This window comes from Vibrio sp. B1ASS3 (assembly GCF_905175355.1).
Taxonomy (GTDB): domain Bacteria; phylum Pseudomonadota; class Gammaproteobacteria; order Enterobacterales; family Vibrionaceae; genus Vibrio; species Vibrio owensii.
In genome coordinates, this window is the sequence record NZ_HG992742.1 from 2,284,574 (window position 1) to 2,304,102 (window position 19,529).

19 protein-coding genes and 1 pseudogene are annotated in these 19,529 nt (G+C 45.6%); 8 read left to right on the forward strand and 12 right to left on the reverse strand.

Going from position 1 to position 19,529, the window contains the following annotated elements; translation table 11 throughout:
* Positions 1–294: 294 nt before the first annotated feature.
* On the forward strand, positions 295–522 hold the full coding sequence (locus KJB05_RS10495) for a glutaredoxin family protein (RefSeq protein ID WP_038874778.1): 228 nt from the start codon (positions 295–297) through the stop codon (positions 520–522).
* 171 nt (positions 523–693) lie between these two features.
* A pseudogene (locus tag KJB05_RS28950) lies at positions 694–1,713 on the forward strand (FUSC family protein).
* A gap of 51 nt (positions 1,714–1,764) precedes the next feature.
* Here KJB05_RS28950 and KJB05_RS28870 read toward each other — a convergent pair.
* The gene (locus tag KJB05_RS28870) at positions 1,765–2,241 is read right to left on the reverse strand and encodes a prepilin-type N-terminal cleavage/methylation domain-containing protein (protein ID WP_208446178.1); all 477 of its coding nucleotides are present in this window, start codon (positions 2,239–2,241) and stop codon (positions 1,765–1,767) included.
* Positions 2,242–2,340: 99 nt separating this feature from the next.
* The gene (locus KJB05_RS10510) at positions 2,341–3,210 is read right to left on the reverse strand and encodes a LysR family transcriptional regulator (RefSeq protein ID WP_208446177.1); all 870 of its coding nucleotides are present in this window, start codon (positions 3,208–3,210) and stop codon (positions 2,341–2,343) included.
* Positions 3,211–3,322: 112 nt separating this feature from the next.
* Between KJB05_RS10510 and KJB05_RS10515 the strand changes: the two genes are divergently transcribed.
* The 3 genes from KJB05_RS10515 to KJB05_RS10525 all read left to right on the forward strand — a co-directional run bounded on the left by KJB05_RS10515 (position 3,323) and on the right by KJB05_RS10525 (position 5,882).
* Positions 3,323–4,534, forward strand: coding sequence for an MFS transporter (locus KJB05_RS10515; protein WP_208446176.1), 1,212 nt, complete (start codon positions 3,323–3,325; stop codon positions 4,532–4,534).
* Positions 4,535–4,616: 82 nt separating this feature from the next.
* Positions 4,617–5,198: a DUF1415 domain-containing protein gene (locus tag KJB05_RS10520; protein WP_208446175.1), complete on the forward strand. Its 582-nt coding sequence runs from the start codon at positions 4,617–4,619 to the stop codon at positions 5,196–5,198.
* 108 nt (positions 5,199–5,306) lie between these two features.
* On the forward strand, positions 5,307–5,882 hold the full coding sequence (locus KJB05_RS10525) for a nucleoside triphosphate pyrophosphohydrolase family protein (RefSeq protein WP_045424202.1): 576 nt from the start codon (positions 5,307–5,309) through the stop codon (positions 5,880–5,882).
* A 66-nt stretch (positions 5,883–5,948) separates the two neighbouring features.
* Here KJB05_RS10525 and KJB05_RS10530 read toward each other — a convergent pair whose 3' ends face one another.
* Positions 5,949–7,286, reverse strand: a complete 1,338-nt coding sequence (locus KJB05_RS10530; RefSeq protein ID WP_213053074.1) for an IS4 family transposase — start codon at positions 7,284–7,286, stop codon at positions 5,949–5,951.
* A gap of 273 nt (positions 7,287–7,559) precedes the next feature.
* Here KJB05_RS10530 and KJB05_RS10535 point away from each other — a divergent pair, with 273 nt between their 5' ends.
* Positions 7,560–7,883 carry a hypothetical protein gene (locus KJB05_RS10535; protein WP_208445432.1) on the forward strand — a complete coding sequence of 108 codons (324 nt, stop codon included), beginning with the start codon at positions 7,560–7,562 and terminating at the stop codon, positions 7,881–7,883.
* Positions 7,884–7,936: 53 nt separating this feature from the next.
* On the opposite strand, the gene btuD is transcribed toward KJB05_RS10535, so the two are convergent.
* The 9 genes from btuD to KJB05_RS10580 all read right to left on the reverse strand — a co-directional run bounded on the left by btuD (position 7,937) and on the right by KJB05_RS10580 (position 16,574).
* On the reverse strand, positions 7,937–8,704 hold the full coding sequence (gene btuD, locus KJB05_RS10540; protein ID WP_208445433.1) for a vitamin B12 ABC transporter ATP-binding protein BtuD: 768 nt from the start codon (positions 8,702–8,704) through the stop codon (positions 7,937–7,939).
* Complete coding sequence (btuC, locus tag KJB05_RS10545; RefSeq protein ID WP_020197786.1) at positions 8,691–9,686, reverse strand: vitamin B12 ABC transporter permease BtuC; 996 nt, start codon at positions 9,684–9,686, stop codon at positions 8,691–8,693. The genes btuD and btuC overlap by 14 nt, the downstream gene beginning before the upstream one ends.
* A 102-nt stretch (positions 9,687–9,788) precedes the next feature.
* Complete coding sequence (locus KJB05_RS10550) at positions 9,789–10,817, reverse strand: succinylglutamate desuccinylase (RefSeq protein WP_005439838.1); 1,029 nt, start codon at positions 10,815–10,817, stop codon at positions 9,789–9,791.
* Between the two features lie 238 nt (positions 10,818–11,055).
* Positions 11,056–12,855: a M3 family oligoendopeptidase gene (locus tag KJB05_RS10555; RefSeq protein ID WP_208445434.1), complete on the reverse strand. Its 1,800-nt coding sequence runs from the start codon at positions 12,853–12,855 to the stop codon at positions 11,056–11,058.
* Positions 12,856–12,937: 82 nt separating this feature from the next.
* The gene (gene cobC / locus KJB05_RS10560) at positions 12,938–13,552 is read right to left on the reverse strand and encodes an alpha-ribazole phosphatase (protein WP_005439833.1); all 615 of its coding nucleotides are present in this window, start codon (positions 13,550–13,552) and stop codon (positions 12,938–12,940) included.
* On the reverse strand, positions 13,549–14,097 hold the full coding sequence (cobU, locus tag KJB05_RS10565; protein ID WP_208445435.1) for a bifunctional adenosylcobinamide kinase/adenosylcobinamide-phosphate guanylyltransferase: 549 nt from the start codon (positions 14,095–14,097) through the stop codon (positions 13,549–13,551). The genes cobC and cobU overlap by 4 nt, the downstream gene beginning before the upstream one ends.
* Positions 14,094–14,900 carry an adenosylcobinamide-GDP ribazoletransferase gene (locus KJB05_RS10570; RefSeq protein WP_208445436.1) on the reverse strand — a complete coding sequence of 269 codons (807 nt, stop codon included), beginning with the start codon at positions 14,898–14,900 and terminating at the stop codon, positions 14,094–14,096. The genes cobU and KJB05_RS10570 overlap by 4 nt, the downstream gene beginning before the upstream one ends.
* Positions 14,900–15,943, reverse strand: coding sequence for a nicotinate-nucleotide--dimethylbenzimidazole phosphoribosyltransferase (gene cobT / locus KJB05_RS10575; protein WP_208445437.1), 1,044 nt, complete (start codon positions 15,941–15,943; stop codon positions 14,900–14,902). The genes KJB05_RS10570 and cobT overlap by 1 nt, the downstream gene beginning before the upstream one ends.
* A 19-nt stretch (positions 15,944–15,962) precedes the next feature.
* Entirely contained in the window at positions 15,963–16,574 is a 612-nt protein-coding gene (locus KJB05_RS10580) for a flavin reductase family protein (protein WP_017190319.1), read from the reverse strand.
* A gap of 675 nt (positions 16,575–17,249) precedes the next feature.
* Here KJB05_RS10580 and KJB05_RS10585 point away from each other — a divergent pair.
* The gene (locus KJB05_RS10585; RefSeq protein ID WP_208445438.1) at positions 17,250–17,945 is read left to right on the forward strand and encodes an NAD(P)H-binding protein; all 696 of its coding nucleotides are present in this window, start codon (positions 17,250–17,252) and stop codon (positions 17,943–17,945) included.
* 192 nt (positions 17,946–18,137) lie between these two features.
* Positions 18,138–19,511 carry an L-cystine transporter gene (locus KJB05_RS10590; RefSeq protein ID WP_208445439.1) on the forward strand — a complete coding sequence of 458 codons (1,374 nt, stop codon included), beginning with the start codon at positions 18,138–18,140 and terminating at the stop codon, positions 19,509–19,511.
* Positions 19,512–19,529 lie beyond the last annotated feature (18 nt).

The window sequence follows — 19,529 nt, forward strand, 5'->3', positions numbered from 1 at the left end:
AACAGGTGTATTGTTTCACTGGTATATCACGAACAATCCTCTTCCAACGTTTAGCACTTTATACATAAGCAAAATATAAGTGCTCTATCGGACGTAGGTCATTTTTAATAGCATGATTAGGTATCCTTTTGATATGGGATATCAAGTCTTTAGTCTTGAACTACATATTGTTATCTTGCCCCCTCCAGTTACCAGAGGGGGATTTTTTTGAATACCTCCTCTTCCTTAATCAACTTTCCTTTTCTCTTGAACCTCGCTAAACTTCGCCTCCCGACGATAATGGAGAGAAATTGAATGAAACGTGTCGTTCTTTACGTCAAAGACAAATGCCCGCACTGCAAAGATGCTCAACGTTATCTTGATTCGAAAAATATTAACTACCGTCTGTGCAACGCTAAGATGCAACGCGGTCGCAAAGAGCTCGATGCTCTGGGTGCTCGCTCCGTACCAGTGCTGAAGATTGGCGATCAAGTCATGATTGGCTGGAACCCAAAGAACTTTGAAAAAATGTACAGTAACTAAGAATCTTGAGAGCTTCCAGAAACGGAAGCTCTTTATTTTTCTGCCTTTCCATTTATTTCCTTCCCCTCTTTTTATACGCTTCAACTGTCGCAAATTGGCAATGAATATTTCATCAAATTGGTAATCTCATACCTTCCATATTGTTATTCACTGAAGGATGGGAAATACGCCATGCTCGATTCACTCGCTCAAAAATTCATCCCATCAAAGCCTTACCTTGTGTTGGGCAACCGCATGTTTTTGCTTTCCATCGTGCTGCTTATCATCAGTGCGTATATTTATGATGTCGGAGAAGCTTTTGTTGCGGTGGAAGTGGGAATCATCCACTACCTATACAATCTCAAATTCAGTACGACAAAAGACACCCTACTAGGTAGCCTCCATCCTTTGGTCATGACATTAGTTGCGATACCACTTTCCATGGTGCCTATCACTTATGCTCCTTTTACTAGTGCGCTGTTTGCCTTCTTACTCGTCATAACAGAGCGCGATAAACACCACCAAGGAGTACCAAAGTACATTCTACCGCTGACGTTTATGTTGTTATCGATGATGATGCCAGTAGATATCCCAGCCACAGAACTTATGCTTCAACGTTCAGTATCGGTTGTGCTTGGCATCACTGTGGCGATCATTGCTAGTACGCTGGTTTGGAAAAACGCCAACACCCAGAATGGCTCGATGAGCACCACACATAAAATTAGTCGTGTTGATCTCAAGTACTCCAGTCGCAAAGCGCTAGGGATTGGCTTGGTGCTGTCGTTAGGTATATGAGGTGGCTCAGGAGCCGTTTTAGGTGCTTACCTATTTATGATGATCCACAGCCCGTTCAGCAAAGATTTAGCACCGAAAGCTTGGCAACGTTTAAACGGAACCTTGCTTGGTGCATTAGTCTATTTGCCTGTGGGACTGCTATTGGGCTCGTTCAACTCCGACATCGCAATGACAATAACCATGTGGGTTTTGGTCATCGCTTCACTTTACGGCATCCTTGTGTATCTCGAACACAACTACACCATTGCCACGGCTTGTATCATGCTGCTTATTCTTACTGTATCGGTAGGTCCTTTTAATCCGGAAATGGCAGAATTTATCTTTTCGCAGCGCGTATTGTTCACCGTAATCGGTGGCGCTGCCATGGTGGCTCTAGGGGCTTTGATACCACTTAATGAGAAAGAGATAACTACATAAAAAAGAAAAGCCTCTCAATTAAAGGGAGGCTTTTCATTGAATAGTTTGGTTTTAATAGGTAACTGTCACCGTACCTTTTCCACTCACGTAGTCTACTGAGCCAGCATTACGGTAGGTGAATTGACACGTACCTCCTACCTCAGGATTATTACTGCCCTCGTACGTTGCGACCAACTCTGTATTTAATGATTCATCTTCACTTGCACGAGACCCATCAATAATTGCGTTCCACAACTTCGCACAATCACCCTCATTCAACGCTGTTGGATATTCAGTAATGGTATTGCCACGGAAAAAGCTAATAGATGTGTTGTCATCAAGTACGAGCTCTTTTGGCTCCCCTTCAATGATGTGTTTACCTTTGACGATGCCTAAGGATGCCTCAAGCCCTCCCTTGAAACCATCTAATACAGCAATTTCTGCATCATCTTGTAAGTTCAAAAACTTTGGCGCCGCAGTTACAGCAAGTACCCCAAGCAGAACGATCACAACAACCAGTTCAATCAGACTAAAGCCTTTTTGATTCATACCATTACTCTCCCATTGAATTTACAGAACAATATACCGGAATGATATACCGTATTCAATGGGATAAATAATTTTTATCAAAAAGATTCAATATACGAATCAAACATACCGCTTCACAAAGTCAATAAAAGTACGGTCGGCAATGGATAGATAGCCTTGTTTTCGCCACGCGAGTGCAAGGTCGAGCTTAACGCTCGGTTCAAATGGAATACCCACCACACCCTGTTCATGTTGTGTCACCAGTTCTAGGAGAGCGGTAATAGCAAATTCTTGTTTAACGATACTCAGAATGAGCGGCAACAAGTTGGTTTCAAATGAGGACTTCATTGTAAAGCCATGCTCTTCGCTGACGTGGTCTAAGAATTCTCGGTGGAAGTAGCCATGTTGGAACATCACCAAATCATGCTCGAAAAACTGATCAAATGTGATGGCGTTGCGCTGAGCTAAATCATGTTCCGGAGCCACAACGGCGACCATTTGGCTAGTAAACAAATGGTCAGTTTCTAAGTCCTCTGGTACATCGTCACAGCTGATCACGCCAATATCGAGCTGACCATTAAGTAACATTCGGCGGATAGACTGAGTGCCCGCCTCCACCAGCGTCAGCTTTAAATCTGGATACTGGCTCTTAAACGCCATAACAATTCGAGGGAAAAAATAGCTGCCCATCATTGAAGGCGTACCAAGGCGCACTTCCCCTTTGGCTAAACCTTTGAGTTCATCAATCGCTAGCTGTGCATCGTGTAACTGCTGAATCACTCGCTTAGCGTGAACCAACAAGGTTTCCCCTTCTTTGGTTAAGCTGATTTTCTTCTCTTCTCGGCGAAACAGCGTCACGCCAAGAGACTGCTCGAACTTCTTAACTGAAATACTTAACGCTGGCTGAGCAATGTGCAAAGCCTTAGCTGCATGAGTAATGTTGCCGTGTTCCGCGACCGCCAAAAAGTGTTTGAGTTGTTTCGATTCCATTAGATCAAAAATATATACCAACCATATTTTTAATATATTTTTTCAATCCAAAACTAACTGATAGATTGATCACAGTTTCTTTATATTTGCTCGCTCGCATTAGGCAGGACTCATGGTCAGTTTCGGCACTCCGGAATACAAACGCATTACGCTATCTCTGGCGCTCGGCTCTTTTTTGGTTTTCTCGAACCTTTATCTCCTTCAGCCGATGCTGCCAAGCTTTGCGGCGCACTTTCAGATCTCGGAAACTCAGGTCAACTGGCTATTCGCCGCTACCACACTGGCTCTCTCCTTTAGCTTGGTCCCGATGGCTGTGCTCTCTGAATCGATTGGGCGCAAACCTGTAATGATGTTTGGTCTGTTTTCGATCCCTGCTATCTCCGCATTAATGCTGCTTGGCGATTCGTTTTTGTTCTTAGTGGTTTGTCGCGCTTTGATCGGTGTTGCGCTTGCCGCGTTTGCAGCTGTTGCCGTTGCTTATATGGCGGAAGAGCTAGATAAACACGCATTTTCAATGGCGATCGGTACTTATATCGCAGCCAATTCATTGGGAGGGATCGCAGGGCGTATCAGCGGAGGATTGTTGGCAGACAACTTCAGCATAGATGTAGCCATCGAAGTTATGATGCTATTCACCTTTATCGGCGTGGTCAGCGTGCATTACTTGCTGCCAAAACAGAAAAACTTCACCCCTTCTTCGAGCAGTTTAAGGCACCACAACAAAGCTATTATCGGACACTTCAAAAATCAACGTGTGTGGTTCGCCATGCTGATTGGCGGTTTGAACTTTGCGTTGTTCGTTAATCTTTATTCGGTAATGGGATTCCGCTTGGTCAGTGCGCCGCATAATGTGCCTGTTGGGTTAGCTTCTCTCATCTTTGTTTGCTACCTGGGTGGTACGTTTTCTTCCCGCTGCGCCGGACATTGGAGTAAACGCTTTTCACCGATACTTGGCATGTTTTTAGGCTCTATCGTCAGTATGGCTGGCATGTGGATCGCGGTGATTGAAAGCATACCTGCAATGTTGACAGGTTTGTTATTGATCAGCTTCGGCGCGTTCTTCACTCACACACTTGCTTACGGCTGGGTTGGACAAAACGCGACACAAGCAAAAGCGACGGCGACCGCATTGTATCTCGTGCATTACTACATTGGCGGCAGTTTAGGTGGATTCCTATTGCTCTATTGCTGGCAAAACGACGGTTGGTCGAGCGTACTCATCGGCGGCAGTGCACTGTACATTGCCATGTTCGCTGCTATCGCATTCTTAAAACACATCACAGAGCGAATCGACGCTGGCGATAACGCAGACATAACGGCTTAATGGAGCATTAAACCTTATTGATTTTATGTTGTGGCATTGGTCTGCTATGCTTGCGCCACATTCATAAAAGCAAGAAAGTCGTATGCCAACGCGCTCAACACAAGAATCACCAAACACCGATATCAATGCGATCACAGAGCAAGTCGATCAATGGCTCAATGATGTCGTGATCGGATTAAATCTCTGCCCGTTCGCCGCTAAGCCACAGCGCAATAAACAAATCAAAATCTTCGTGAGTGAAGCCTCGCAAGAAGAAGCACTACTTGAAGACATTTTGCTGCAACTGATCGAACTCAGTAATACCGAGCCAGAAAAACTGGAGACAACCTTGGTTGTGGTTCCAAACATGCTGCAAGATTTCTGGGATTACAACTTCTTCATTGATTGGGTTGAAGGCTTGATCAAACAGCAAGATTGGGAAGGCATTTTCCAAGTTGCCACCTTCCATCCTGATTACTGCTTTGGCGGTGCAGAACCAGAAGATGATGAAAACCTGACGAATCGCTCTCCATATCCAGTGTTTCATTTGATCCGTGAAGAGAGCATGGAAAAGGTACTTAAGCACTACCCTGATCCAGAGTCCATTCCAGATACCAATATCTCACGTGTTTCAGCGCTTTCAGAGGAAGAACGTAAGAAGCTCTTCCCTTACCTATTTCGCTAAGACTCACTCCCCAAGAGACAGAATTCTAACCAGTTAGAATGGGATCGCTTGGGGATTAAAGTTCGGTTTGATATGATTGCGACTTCAATCGATTCAATGGACATTAGAATGCAACTGTCAAAGCTAACCCAAGAGATTTTTGATCACCTATACCGTGACATCACCGAGTTCCGTAGCACTTTCGACCTACCAGTGGCGGATGTTGCAAGCCTAGACGCACAAGCAGATACGCTACACACTTCTCTTGCGATCGAAGAGCTTACTGAACTGGCGGAAGCGGATTGCAAAACCGAGCAAGCAGACGCAATCATTGACAGCGTTTACGTTCTAATGGGTCGTCTAGTACACCTTGGTGACAGCACAGTTGAAGATAACTTAGCGATCAGCTACCTGATCGATCTACTGCTTAACGTAGCGGTGAACCGTGGTATCGACTTTATCCCTTGCTGGGACGAAGTGCACTCAAGCAACATGAGCAAAGTGTGTCGCAACGAACAAGAATACGCAGAAACAGAAGCGTTCTACGCTGAACAAGGCATCAAGCTGATGGCGGTTCAAAAAGGCGAATACATCATTGCGAAATGCGCAGAAGATTTTGTATCTGAAGGCAAAACGGTACGTAAAGGCAAGGTTCTAAAGTCGGTTTACTACCGCCCTGCAGACCTTAAGCCACTTACACAATAAGTCATCGATTAGGCATTACAGATAAAATTCAGCGCCCACAATACCCGATATTGTGGGCAATGTAGTTCACTTAAGCGGAGTTGCTTTGCGATTAACAGGATATCGGGTCTTTGATATTTTTACCGCCCTAGGCCGATTAGGCTTAGGGCGTTTGTCTATAAAGAGGATGGATAGATCTCCCCTGAGACTCTTTAAACGCTTAGGTGTATTGCCTGGCGATATCGCTTTACTCATCACCTTCAGTTGGCTCGCTATAAACTGACAAGCATATTTAAAGCTAATTTCATTCGGCATTCTTCCATGCTCAACCGCGGCCTGACTCGCTTCACGTCTTACTAAGTTATAACCAAGCAACAGCCCCCAGAGTTCTTGATAAACAAGGTCTACTGTTTTGCTGCGTAATACTAAGGTATTGTGTTGCATTGAGCTTTTGATATCACGATAACCCAATTCGATTTCCCAACGCTCGTGGTAGAGTTTGGCTACTGCCTTCGCGTCGTAGTTTGTTCTAGGAAGGGAGGTAAAAACGGTTTTCTGCTTACCTTGTACTTCGTAGGTCACCGCTCTGACTTGCCATTTCTCAGGTAAGCTAGGGTTCTTTTTGCGAGCTTGCGGAGAGACTTTCATTTCTATGAGCATGTCATTACTTTCTTCTTCATCTAGAAGTGTGTATTTCAGCCCCTTCCTTGCTGGTATCAACCAATGCCTATTGATACCGCTATTTTGAAGAGAGAGAAGTAAGTCTGCACCGTAAAACCCTTTATCCAGTAACGTCACAGAGTTATCTGGCAAGGAGTCGATGAAGGGCATAGCAAGCGGGATTTCACCACGCCGATAGGGGCTTATAGCGGCGTCAACGATGACATGAGAGCGGACATTCATGATAGTCACAACTCTTAGCACTGGATGCGGTGTCTGTCTGTTGCTGGAGGTATTACCCGAGCCAAAGTGCTCTCTAAGTTCGGGGGTATCTGCGGTTCGAAAAAGAGCACCGTCTACAGCAAAAACTTGTAATCCTTGCCACGTATCATCACGGTATCGTTCAAGACCCCACGTCCGCCCACATTGTTTAAACAACCACTCTGGTGCAGCTCTACCTAAACGTTGTCTTGCCTGAGTTAAAGCACTTTTTGCTAATAACTCTTCATCGGCTAAGCCATCCGCACAGACATTCATTCTTCGTGCAACTTCGGCAATAGGTTCATTACGGAAGAAGGCCATGCCGACAATTAACCACAAGACCATGTCACTTGGTAGCCGACGTCGGCGAATAGTCGCCTTATCAGAAAGACTAGCTGCCTTAACAACCCATTCATCTGGGATATGTTCAGAGAAAGTGGTGAGTTGAGCTACATCAACAGGATTTTCTTCGAGGAAATCGGCAAAACAGTTTTGGATAGACATAAAAAATCGGAAGCCTAGAAACAGGCTTCCGATTATCTCTCAGCAGAAGGATCGGTCAACCGATCCTTATCTGATCTACATTGCGATATTGTGGGCGCTTTTTTATGTCCGCTCAGAGCCTCATTACTTAAAAGTTAAGCTTCATTGAATCTCTGGTCAATGAAGCTAAATCCATGCTTTTAACGCCACTAAACACCTGTTCAGTATTTATTGATATTTCTGAGGTCTATCTCTCTGATAACTTTATCTCAGTTACCATATCGTGGATTACCTATGATTCATATATCTCAGGTGTTGTCGTTAGTCGAAAAACAGCTCAAAGAATTGCAGCCTAAAGAAGCGGTAGAGTTTAAGACTTACAAAAGAGATCGCGGCTTTCTGATTTACTGTCTAGCAGATAGCGAGTTCCAAGTTGTTGAAACGGGGTATCACAATCAAACAATGATAGGAGATTTGGTCAGTACGCGTAAACACGTTAAGAAAGCCCTACGACGAGAGTTTCCGAGAAGTAATAAAGTTTGGGTGGAGTACTTTCAGGGGGTCGATAACCCATTAGATATCAAGAAGTCCCATTCACATCAGATGCCTCTGTTTTAGTCTCGCAACAAATAAATGCTTGGCATCTGAATGCTCTGTCTTCCTTTAGGATACTAATCAAAAATCAGATACGGCCTTTCTTCTACCAAGACCTTCTTAACTTGAGTTTTGAACACCTCAGCTAATCCTTCTTCTGATAGCACTTCATCGGCGTTACCGGAAGAATGCAATACGCCGTTATTGAGCAGCAGTACCTTATCAGCATGCTTAAGCGTTCGGTTTAGGTCGTGGTTTGCGACCAACACCCCGATGCCTTGCGCAGCGACGGCATTAATGAGCAGGTATAGCAGTCCTTCTTGGGCAATATCCAGCGGCGCTGCGGGTTCATCCAAAATCAATAGCTGAGAGTAAGGGTTAATTGTACGCCACACTTGCAAGCACACCCCGGCTAAACGGACACGTTGCCATTCACCACCGGATAATGTCTGAATGCTTCGATGAAGCTTGTCTTGCAGTTGCACCAGCTCAATAACGACATTAACGGCATCTCGTACTTTCGCATCGCTGATATTGGCACCCGTTGGCAGTGAAAGTGCTAAGTATTGAAAGACATCAACATTGAATGCAGGTCTTGATTGCTGACACAAATACCCACGGATATGGGCTTGTTCTGAAAGTGGCATTGCTAGCAAATCGTTATTGTCGACAAGCACTTCCCCACTCACGCCTTCACGCTGAGTTAAGGTGCCAGATATCGCACCAAGCAATGTACTCTTTCCTGAGCCGTTTGGACCCACGACATGAACAACCTCACCCGGCTTACATTCAAAGGAGAGCGGTAGTAGACGGCTTCCCACTGCGATGTGCTTAACGTGCATCATGACTTTTCACCAGCATCCAAATGAAGATAGGTGCGCCGATAGAAGTGGTCATCACTCCCAGCGGCAGCTCTGCAGAATCGAGCAACAAACGCGCGCCGATATCAGCAAACACCAATAAGGCTGCGCCAGATATTGCCGACAGAGGCAACAGGTAACGGTTTTCTGTACCAAACGCTAATCGAAGCAGATGCGGCACGACTAAGCCCACAAAGCTAATGATCCCACCCAACGCAACGGAACCACCAACAAGTACGGAGATTGCCAAAATGAGTTTCCAGCGCATCTGATGAACATCAATACCTAGTTGAGTGGCATGGATTTCCCCAAGCATCAACTTATCAAGCGGTTTGCCCTTGCAACAGAGCCAAATCAATACAGGTAGCATGACCAAAGTAACGGTGTGCTGATACCAACTTGCCCCACCAATGCTGCCCATTAGCCAATACATTAACTGACGTAGGCTCAAGTCATCGCTAAAGTAGAATGCCCACGTCACAATGGCGCTCGACAAAATACCCAGTGCAACGCCGACGAGCAGCAGCCTTGCAGTAGTGAGATGCATTGCCCTTGCGATACCAACCAATATGACGGTAAACAGCATCGAACCGGCAATGGCAGCCAACATAAAGATCATCGGAGAAGGTAAAACCGGCAAGGCAAACATGACGAGCACCATTGCCAAGCTCGCGCCACCGGAGATCCCGAGAACGCCGGGTTCGGCTAATACGTTGCCAAGCAGAACTTGTAAGGTAGCACCAGAGACCGCCAATGCTGCCCCGATAATGGCGGCAGAAACCAAACGTGGCAGACGTAGATCCAACAAGAGTTTTTGTTCAAATGCAGAGAGAGACTGAAAAGGAGAAAGGAATACCTCTCCGACCATCAAGTGGATAGCAGAGAGCAGCACGAGAATCACTGACATGATCAAAAGATTGCGTTGCCAGCGTCGTTCCTTGTTCAGGATAAGTTGTTGAAAATCCATAGTAGCCGATAAATACAAACGAGGCTTAACCTTACAGTTAAGCCTCGGTAAATTGCAAATGTGTTCTTACGCTTTAGTCACCGAAATGAAAGCGATATGGCATTAATCGTAGACTAACTCGCCATCTTCGTAGCGCGTTTTCACTTCACACACCATTAATGCTGCGCGTTGACCAATCGCGACGTGGCGATTTGGGAAAACAACGGCTTCGTTATCGTTCTTCGCCATCAACGGTTTGTCACCATCGTGACCAAACACTTCGCCGTGAACGAATGAGGTGAAGTTCTCGACGTTGTCATCAAACATGAAATCGAAATCTTCGTGCAAGCGTACAATCGTACGACTCACACGGTACTTGATACATGGCTTAGACAAGTGCTCCGCTTTCGCCTCTGCGATTAGGTTACGCAGTGACAAATCGAACGCAGTCAGTTTGTCTAAGTCGTTTTCACCAATACGAGCCACTCGACCAAGCTCCATCGTCAAAGCTTGAGCGCCATAGTTTTCTGCACTGAACCAGCTGAATGTACTGGTTGGCGAGTTAGAAAGCAGCACCGCTTCAATATGTGCACTATCGAGGAAATCAATCAAAGCTTTGCTACGAACGGGATGACGCGTTTTCGGACTCACCGCAAAGGTGTAGTGCTTTGAATCACGGATCGCACAGTGCAAATCTAAGTGCCAGCGTGTTTCAGCTGCCGTATCTTGATAGAAATCTCTCACCAACAATTTGAGAGTATCAGCAATCGCAAGCTCTTTGGTTGGCTCGTGCTCTTTCTCATCAAACAGTCGGTTAAGGTTTTCTTCTAAAAATCGCGTGTGCGCCAGAGTCGATTCTGGGTGAGCGATAATGAATAAGCATCGAGCCTCGACTTTCTGGAAGCCAGATTCGATGTCTTTGATAATTGAATCCACCAGCTCCATCGGTGCGGTTTCATCCCCGTGGACACCACAAGAGATGATGACGTTCTTGGTTTCCTGAGTGTATTCGTCAGGAATCACTTCTAGCACACCACGCTGATAGAGTTTAAGTTTTACACCATTAGACAGCACCTGCTCCGCTGGCGCGACATCAATATGAACATCTAACGTGTCAGTTAAAAACGATTGGCGAAAGAGAGACTTCGTCATGCGTTACTCCTTAATAGCACGGCGGGTATGTTAATAAATTGTACAAAGGATTTTTGTTGTTGCGATCCCACTTATGAGTAGAAGCCACCAAATTTATTTAAAATCCCATACCTTTTCGCGCCATGCACTCAAATCAAGCATTGAGGCGTTTATTTTTTAAACAATTACAAAGTGTTAGGGCTGTGAACTTTACCACAGCCCTAAAGAAGATCATTATGATTTGATCAACTTTTAGCGTTTATTCACCACGTTGTGCGAGTAAACGTTCAAATTCGTCTACTTTGTCACGAACTAGCTCCACACTCTGCTGCCAAAATTCGGGTTGCGTCAGATCCATTGAAAGATGCTTGTCTACAACTTCTTCAGCCATCATGTTGCCAGTGTCACGTAATAGATCTACGTAATCGTCGTAGAAACGCTCCCCTTTAGCTTCACGTTGAGCGTAGATACCTTTACTGAACAAGAAACCGAACAGATATGGGTAGTTGTAGAAGCTCACCCCAGAAATGGAGAAGTGCAGTTTGCTCGCCCAGAAATAAGGGTCAGCCTCGCTCATCACATCGCCATACCAATCTTTCCACGTTTCTGACATCAGTTCACAGAAATCATCAGCTGTGAGTTCACCCTCTTGGCGACGCTCGTAGAAAGCTTTTTCGAATTCGTAACGAACTGGAATATTGATCATCAGCGCTAACGCCGAAGAGAGCTCTTCCCACAGCATTTCGAGCTTGTCATCCACACTTTCTGCTTTTGAAATCAGATGATCGCGAACGATGTTTTCAGCGAAAATCGAGGCGGTTTCTGCCAACGTCATCGGGTAGTACGTTTGGCAAAGCGGCAAGTCACGAATCACCCAGTTGTGGAACGCGTGACCAAGCTCATGAGCAAGCGTCATCAGGTCTGAGCGGCTGCCACTCCACGTCATAAACACGAGCGGCGTGCGCGTCGCCGGCAGCTTAGTACAGTATGCGCCAAGGCGTTTGTTGGCATTAGGCGCTGCATCAATCCAGCCGTTTTGTACCATCATGCGGACAAACTCAGACATATCTGGATTCACGGTTTCGAACGCTTCACAAATGACGTCGATTGCTTCATCAAATGGATAAACTTTCGCTTCGCCACTCAAAGCAGGCATCGCAGCAAGATGATTCCACGGTTTCATCTCATCCAGACCGTGAACCTTCGCCATCAACAAACCGGCTTTTTGACCAATCTCACGGCTGTCTTTAGCGACTTTCATCATGGCATCCAACGTTTCTGCTTTGATTCGGCTGCCATGTAAGCTTGGATCAAGGAAATGGACATCACGTTTGGTAGAACGCTTTTTATTCTCTGTTAAACGCCAACCTGAAAGCGCGTTAAGGATAGAAGCGAAAGATTCTTGATGTGTTGCCATCGCCTTTTGAACGCCACGCCACGCAGCTTCTTGGCGATCAAATTCAGAACCATAAAGAATGCTTGCTGCTTGCGAGAAGCCAAGCTCTTCACTTTCACCATCAGTGTAGTCAAGCTTCACTTTCAAAGAGCCCGTGAGGTTGTTGTATAACTTACCCCACGCAGATTTTCCATCCACGCTCATTGCCGCTAACAGCTTTTCTTCTTCGGTGCTTAAGCGTGTGTCAGCCAGTTTGCGAGAGTTTAGGATTGAAAACGCCTGACCACTGATGTCTGGATTTTCATGATCCAAAACGCGAGTAATGAACTCTTCATCAGCGTGAGTCAATTTAAGCTCAAACGCACTGTAAGCTTGAGAAAGCTCAGAGAAAATACGCGTCATACGACCCAGCAGTGCTTTCGCTTCTGCATTTGTCGCATCCACTGACGCGTAACAGTTTGCGAAGTTCGCAATAGTGCCAGCCAAACGGCTTGCCGCCTCGCTGGTTAAGATTGCGTTTTGCATCACTTCAACAGAGTTACAATCGGCAGACTGTTTATTGAGTAGGTCAATGCATTGCTCTACAAGGGCAATGTCATCTTGAATTCGTGGGTCAGCGAGATCGTTATAAACGATGGATAAATCCCAGCTAGGAGCGGTCATTTATGGTTCCTTTTGATGTAATCGAGCCAGCTCTTTTCTCTCTTAAACTCGGTAGAGATCCAAGCGTTGGCTACTTCCGTGACTAATTTTCAAATAGTGGTACGCCTATCGAACGAACTGAGGCGTAAATCTGATCATCGATGGTAATTGTTATATGTGTTACTGACGCATTTCCTATCGCTAATGTCGAATACCATCGCGGATTGCGCCAATCTACACCCAATACATGGGCAAGAATCATTCTAATTACGCCACCATGCGTGACAATTAGCAAGTTGTCATTGATATCATTAATGATTTGAGACCAAGCACAAGTTACACGATGAGAGAAATCATCCAAGCTCTCAGCATTCGGTAAGGTGTATTGTGCTGGTGCTTTCCAAAACGCATCGAGCTTATTCCAGTGCTCAGAAAGCATGTCAAATGGGATGCCGTCGAAATCACCAAAATCCAATTCTTGAAGTTGTGGCTCCACACTTAAAGGCAAAAGTTGCTGCTCCGCAAGTATCTCAGCAAGGTCGTGACAACGTGACAAAGGAGAGCTGATGATCCCTTCTACTTCTCGACCCGTTTGTTGCCAGGCTTGAGCAATTTTGCGTTGCTCAGCTTCATCGACTTTTAAATCGGCTTGTCCGTGTAAACCTGGGGCTGCGTTCACTTTCCCGTGTCGCAGTAAATAGATATTCAGCGTTTTCATCTCTTCCCTTCCTGTGGTTTGAGCTCAAGTGGCAAACCCGCAGCGACAAACGTGACTTGTTCACATACGGTCGCCAGTTTTTGATTCATCCGTCCCGCATTATCAACAAAATAACGACTGACGGCGCCGAGCGGCACAATGCCCATACCGACTTCGTTAGAGACAAAAATCAGCGTCGCGTCAGATTGCGCCGCCGCATTCACCAACAACTCAATTTGCTCCTCTAACCGCTCATTACAGCAGTCATCACCGAGTTCAAAGATCCAGTTGTTGAGCCAAAGCGTGAGACAGTCAACTAACACAATATCTTGAGTCGAAAACTCACAAATAAGCTGAGGCAAGTTAAGCGGACATTCATGTTCAATCCACCCGGTCCCTCGCTGCAGTTTATGGTGAGTAATGCGTTGCCTCATTTCATCATCAAAAGGCAATGCCGTCGCCACATAGTGAAGCGTTCCGTTTTTATTTTTTGCCCATTGTTGCGCCCTGATCTCTGCTAAGCTCGACTTTCCTGAGCGAGCACCACCTAGAATAAGTTGCTTCATAATGAATGACTAAATGCGATAAGAGTGAGATAAACAAGCAACTCTGAAAGCTGCTGCGCGGCACCTAGGCAATCGCCAGTAAATCCGCCAATACGTTTGGTCAGCCAGCGTTTAAAGCCCACACGAAACAGTGCCAATACCAATACAATCACAGCAGCCTGAGTCACGCCCAATAACAACGCTAGAACCCCACCAGTTAAGAGCAGTATCGCGACTTCTAAGCTCGATTGCTTATTCGCTAACGGTTTACTTTTCGAGGTATCCGCGTCACTAACGTAAGGCATGTCATATATGAGAGTGGCAGCCAGCGCTCGACTCACGGTGTACGCCACGACGATCATCAGCCAAAACTGAGGCTCATCGGCTAACTCACTCCAAAATACAAACTTCGCTAGCAGCGCCATCACTAGCGTTGCCGCTCCGTACGTCCCGATGCGGCTGTCTTTCATGATGGTTAAACGGCGCTCTAACGTCATACCACCGCCAATGCCATCTGCCATATCCGTTAAACCATCCTCATGAAAAGCGCCGGTAAGGAGCAGGCTAAATGCCATGGTTAACACGATGGAAACTGAGTTTGGGAACAATAAACTTGCCAGTGAAAACACAGCTGCGCACAGTAGCCCTAGCAACACACCGACCAAAGCAAAATATCGGCCCGCTTGGTTCATGCGCGTTTCACTGTAAGGTAAATCAGAAGGCACTGGTATGCGGCTAAAAAAGCTTACTGCGAGCAAGAAAAGCTCACTCTGATAGCGCAAAGAACGAGTCTCTGAAGTGTGAGTATTCTCAGAAGCAGACACTAAACCGTCACTCCCGCACTCTCAAAGCTCGCCATGTTGTTGTAAAACTGAGCCGCCGCTTTTACGAGTGGCAAAGCAAGCGCTGCTCCGGTTCCTTCACCTAAGCGCAGTCCAAGATCTAAGAGAGGCTCCGCTTGTAAGCATTCCAGCACAAACTTGTGCCCATTCTCTTCTGAGTTATGAGCAAACAACATGTAATCTCGCGTCTCTTCATCTAATAGAGTCGCGACATAAGCGGCAACAGAGACGATAAATCCATCGACCAAGACTGGCGTTTTGTGGCGTTTCGCTTCTAAGAATGCGCCGACCATTTGCACGATTTCGAAACCACCGACTTGAGCTAACGCACCTTTGGTGTCAAGGTCACGGCAGCGATTCACGCCTTGTGCGACTAGCTTGATTTTGCGGTTTAGTTGCTCTTGAGTAATGCCCGTGCCATAACCAACGCAATGGTCGACTTCCAATGGACTCAGCGCAGTTAACAATGCCGATGCCGAACTGGTATTGCCAATCCCCATCTCACCAAACATCAACAAGTTCGAGCCACTAAGAATCGCCTGCTGCGCGACCTGGGCTCCATATTCTAAACCTAGCGCGACTTGTTCTAGTGACATCGCCGTTTGTTTAGCAAAGTTTGCCGTGCCATTTCCCAGACGTTTCTCAATCAAGTTGGGATGATTTTTAAAGTCAGGAACTAAGGTATCGATCGGTGACAACATGCCACAATCAATGACCTTAAAGTCAATTTGGTTAAGATCGCAGAAACAATTAATGGCGGCGCCACCTGCAAGAAAATTCGCCACCATTTGTTGAGTCACAGCACTTGGCGCAATGCTCACCCCTTCTTCTGCGATACCATGATCACCAGCGAATACCAACATGGTTGGTTTGCGAATTTCTATTGTTTCAACCGATTGAAGCTTATCTTGGCTTTGAATTAACGCCAGTTCTAGCGCCACTTTTTCGAGCAAACCAAGAGCGCCTAATGGCTTGGTTTTGTTATCAATACGAGCTTGAATTTCTGAGGCAAAAGAGCGATCCATGATGATGATTCCTTAATCTTTATTTTGGACGAGCGACAGAAAAAGTTTTTTCTAACGTGGCGTATTCATTACCGCCTAACCGAGCTAATGGGTCTACAGCTAAGGCATCAACTTTTAAACGGTCACCCTCCATGGATATGACCCGCTCATCGACATAAATGTGTTCAATCTCTGCAAAGATTAAACTTTGCGGTGTCTCCCCCATCTCTATCACTTCATGCAACTTACAACCGAATGCAATTGGCGCGCCCTCTAAGCGTGGTAATTCGAAACCTTGGAAATCAACCGTCTCAAGTTGAGTCGTCTCCAGTTCAGATTCCCCATGTTCTAATGTGGCAGAAGATAAAGTGACTTTATCCGCGAGATCGCTGGGTGCAATATGGATAACCAACTTACCGGTTTCTAATGCATTTCGCGTGGTGTCCTTGATGTCCCCATTGGGCTTTTTTCCCACAGAAATCATCAATAAAGGTGGACGGCTAGAAACCGCAGTAAAGTAGGAAAATGGTGCTAAGTTGAAGTTTTGCTCACCTGAGTCTGTGAGCACCCAAGCGATTGGGCGAGGAATGACAGTTTGAGTCATCAAATGATACACCTGCGTTGGCGCAAGCGTACTGAGATCTATGTTCATACGACGTCCTTGGTCTTAGAAAAGCGCGAGAGAAATGAGACTCCCGACAAATTGAGAGAACAAGTGTACCCCTCTCCCGTGCAATTTCATCTGATTTTCTCTTTTTGACAGCGCTTTTTGTCAATTCGACAGTCATATTGATAAAAATGTTATTTCAACAAGCTTGTTCTACTAAAGAAAGCATTCAACTTAAACCAACTCAGTCTCAGTCATTTATTTTTCAGCGCTCTAATTGATAACGTCTGATGGTCAACATCAGTCTAGCCAAACAACTTAAAACATTGATAAATAAAAACTATCCAATAGCACGTCTAACAAAGATTAGGCGTAAATGAAACGAGAGCTGATTTCCTCATCGTCTGTATTTTGAAAGTTGGCACGCGTGATGCTTTAGAGAAATCGTCCCTAACAAAAAAGCGAGAAATTATGTTTGCCAATCAAAGTCGTCGCCCCGCTAAGAGAGGCAAGCCAAACCCACCACGCCAATCTCGGCGATCCATACCCTTATCATTCTCCTAAGAAAAAAGACCCGTTTGTCCCGCGGGTCTTTTTATTTGCCTCGTTTGAAGAGCGAGCAAACGGGTCGTGCGTCAAACATTGATAGCATGCCTAATGCTTGGCTGAACAATTAAGCTACAATAGCCTAAGCAACTGTTCTCTATGAGGAAGAATACAATGAGTAACGATTCAAATGCATGTGTCATAATCGCTGGCGCAACAGGGCTGGTTGGTAGAGAAGTCTTCCTTCAACTGATCTCACAGCCCAGCATCGAAACTCTGTATTCCCTTTCTCGACGAGCCCTCACTGACATTGCCGACCCTGATAATAAAATCATCCCACTTCTCGATGCTGAGCTCACCATTCATGACTGGGACGAACAACAACCGACCCCTCGTGTTGGTTTTATTTGTCTTGGTACGACATTGAAGCAAGCCGGCAGCAAAGACGGTTTAAGGAAAATCGATGTCGAGTTAGTGTGTAAAGTGGCTCAGCAAATGAAGTTGATTGGCGTAAAACGCCTTGCCGTCGTATCGAGTTTGGGTGCAAAAGCCTCTTCATCATCCCACTATCTTGCTTGCAAAGGCCACATGGAAAAAAATATTGAAAAGATGGGCTTTGAAGAAGTGGTCTTCGCAAGACCGGGACCTCTGGTCGGGCAACGAGAAAATCCTCGTACAGATGAGAAGGTTGTTCAGACTCTTTCTAAAGTAATTCGTCCGCTTATGCTGGGGAAGCTGGCTAATTTTGTGCCTATTCAAGCTCAAGACGTAGCCAAAGCGATGATTTACCAAGTTTTCAGCTATCAACAAGACCCAATCGTCTATTTGCATAGAAGAGAGATGATGGACCTCATCAAGCATTATGACTAAATAAAATCGGATAAATCTTGTGCTAAAACGTTATTGCACGAGATATGCGTCTCACTTTTATATTCATTTTCGATCTATCTAATACCTGTTTTTCATTTTTAAAGTTATATCCCGATCGGTATCTTACGTTACCAGTATATAGCCCCGTATAAAAAACAGTCAGCATTTGGCGCTGATTAATAAGGTCAGATTATGAATTTCGCAGTGGTTGCCTCTCTGGCGGTGTTTATCGCCATATTATTCTTTCTTTTTAACCAACAACAAAAAAAGAACACGTTATCTCGTCTTGTGTTAATTGGTCTTGTGACTGGTTCACTTTTCGGTCTTGCTTTACAACTGGTTCATGGAGAAGGTAGCGATGTGATTGCTCAAACGCTTGAGTGGGTTGGTATCGTTGGTAGTGGTTACGTTGGCCTGTTGAAGATGGTCATTATGCCATTGGTAGTGGTCTCTATGATTTCAGCGGTTGTTAAGCTGGAAAAAGGCGGCTCTCTGGGTAAGATTTCTGGCCTTACGATTTCTGTTCTTCTCGTTACGACCGCTATTGCTGCCATGATTGGTATTCTGGTGACCACAACTTTTGGTCTTTCTGCAGAAGGCCTCACAGAAGGTGCGCGTGAAACAGCTCGCATTGCGGTACTAGAAAGCCGTGTAGGCTCAGTAAGCGACCTAACGATTCCTCAGATGCTAGTTAGCTTTATTCCAACCAACCCATTTGCTGACCTAACAGGTGCTCGCTCTACATCGATCATTGCTGTAGTTATCTTTGGTGTGTTAGTAGGTATCGCTGCGCGTAAAGTAATGGCAGAAAAAGAAGAGCTAGAATCTCCTATTCGCACTTTCGTTGAGGCAGCTCAATCTATCGTGATGCGTTTAGTTAAGATGATCATGGCATTAACGCCTTACGGTATCGCAGCGTTGATGGCAAAAGTCGTTGCAACTTCAAGTGCTGGTGACATCCTTAACCTGTTAGGCTTCATCGTGGCATCGTACGTTGCTATTTTACTTATGTTCCTTGTACACGGACTGCTAGTGTCTTTCGTTGGTGTGAGCCCAGCAGAGTACTTTAAGAAGATCTGGCCCGTACTGACATTTGCGTTTACGTCACGCAGCTCAGCGGCAACGATTCCACTTAACGTTGAAGCACAAATCACCAAGCTAAACGTGCCACCAGCGATTGCGAACTTGTCCGCGTCTTTCGGTGCCACTATCGGTCAGAACGGCTGTGCAGGTATTTACCCAGCAATGCTGGCGGTGATGGTAGCGCCAACAATGGGTATCGATCCTCTAGACATCAACTTCATTTTGTCATTGATTGCCATCATTACAATTAGCTCTTTCGGTATTGCCGGTGTAGGTGGTGGCGCAACTTTTGCAGCATTGATTGTACTTCCTGCAATGGGCTTGCCTGTGACAATTGCTGCGTTGCTTATTTCTATCGAACCATTGATCGATATGGCACGAACTGCACTTAATGTGTCTGGCGCAATGACAGCCGGAACGATTACTAGCCGAGTGCTAAAGTCGACCAATAGTGAAACTGCGTTGGAAGAACAGAAAGCGTAATCGCTACCCAATAAACAT

Coding starts and splice junctions, on each gene's coding strand:
- KJB05_RS10555 (WP_208445434.1), bottom strand. CDS start 12,855: ATGACCGCTCCTAGCTGGGATTTATCCATCGTTTATAACGATCTCGCT.
- KJB05_RS10590 (WP_208445439.1), top strand. CDS start 18,138: ATGAATTTCGCAGTGGTTGCCTCTCTGGCGGTGTTTATCGCCATATTA.
- KJB05_RS10510 (WP_208446177.1), bottom strand. CDS start 3,210: ATGGAATCGAAACAACTCAAACACTTTTTGGCGGTCGCGGAACACGGC.
- cobT (WP_208445437.1), bottom strand. CDS start 15,943: ATGGATCGCTCTTTTGCCTCAGAAATTCAAGCTCGTATTGATAACAAA.
- cobU (WP_208445435.1), bottom strand. CDS start 14,097: ATGAAGCAACTTATTCTAGGTGGTGCTCGCTCAGGAAAGTCGAGCTTA.
- KJB05_RS10550 (WP_005439838.1), bottom strand. CDS start 10,817: ATGACGAAGTCTCTCTTTCGCCAATCGTTTTTAACTGACACGTTAGAT.
- KJB05_RS10535 (WP_208445432.1), top strand. CDS start 7,560: ATGATTCATATATCTCAGGTGTTGTCGTTAGTCGAAAAACAGCTCAAA.
- cobC (WP_005439833.1), bottom strand. CDS start 13,552: ATGAAAACGCTGAATATCTATTTACTGCGACACGGGAAAGTGAACGCA.
- KJB05_RS28870 (WP_208446178.1), bottom strand. CDS start 2,241: ATGAATCAAAAAGGCTTTAGTCTGATTGAACTGGTTGTTGTGATCGTT.
- btuC (WP_020197786.1), bottom strand. CDS start 9,686: ATGGATTTTCAACAACTTATCCTGAACAAGGAACGACGCTGGCAACGC.
- KJB05_RS10585 (WP_208445438.1), top strand. CDS start 17,250: ATGAGTAACGATTCAAATGCATGTGTCATAATCGCTGGCGCAACAGGG.
- KJB05_RS10525 (WP_045424202.1), top strand. CDS start 5,307: ATGCAACTGTCAAAGCTAACCCAAGAGATTTTTGATCACCTATACCGT.
- btuD (WP_208445433.1), bottom strand. CDS start 8,704: ATGATGCACGTTAAGCACATCGCAGTGGGAAGCCGTCTACTACCGCTC.
- KJB05_RS10530 (WP_213053074.1), bottom strand. CDS start 7,286: ATGTCTATCCAAAACTGTTTTGCCGATTTCCTCGAAGAAAATCCTGTT.
- KJB05_RS10520 (WP_208446175.1), top strand. CDS start 4,617: ATGCCAACGCGCTCAACACAAGAATCACCAAACACCGATATCAATGCG.
- KJB05_RS10580 (WP_017190319.1), bottom strand. CDS start 16,574: ATGAACATAGATCTCAGTACGCTTGCGCCAACGCAGGTGTATCATTTG.
- KJB05_RS10495 (WP_038874778.1), top strand. CDS start 295: ATGAAACGTGTCGTTCTTTACGTCAAAGACAAATGCCCGCACTGCAAA.
- KJB05_RS10515 (WP_208446176.1), top strand. CDS start 3,323: ATGGTCAGTTTCGGCACTCCGGAATACAAACGCATTACGCTATCTCTG.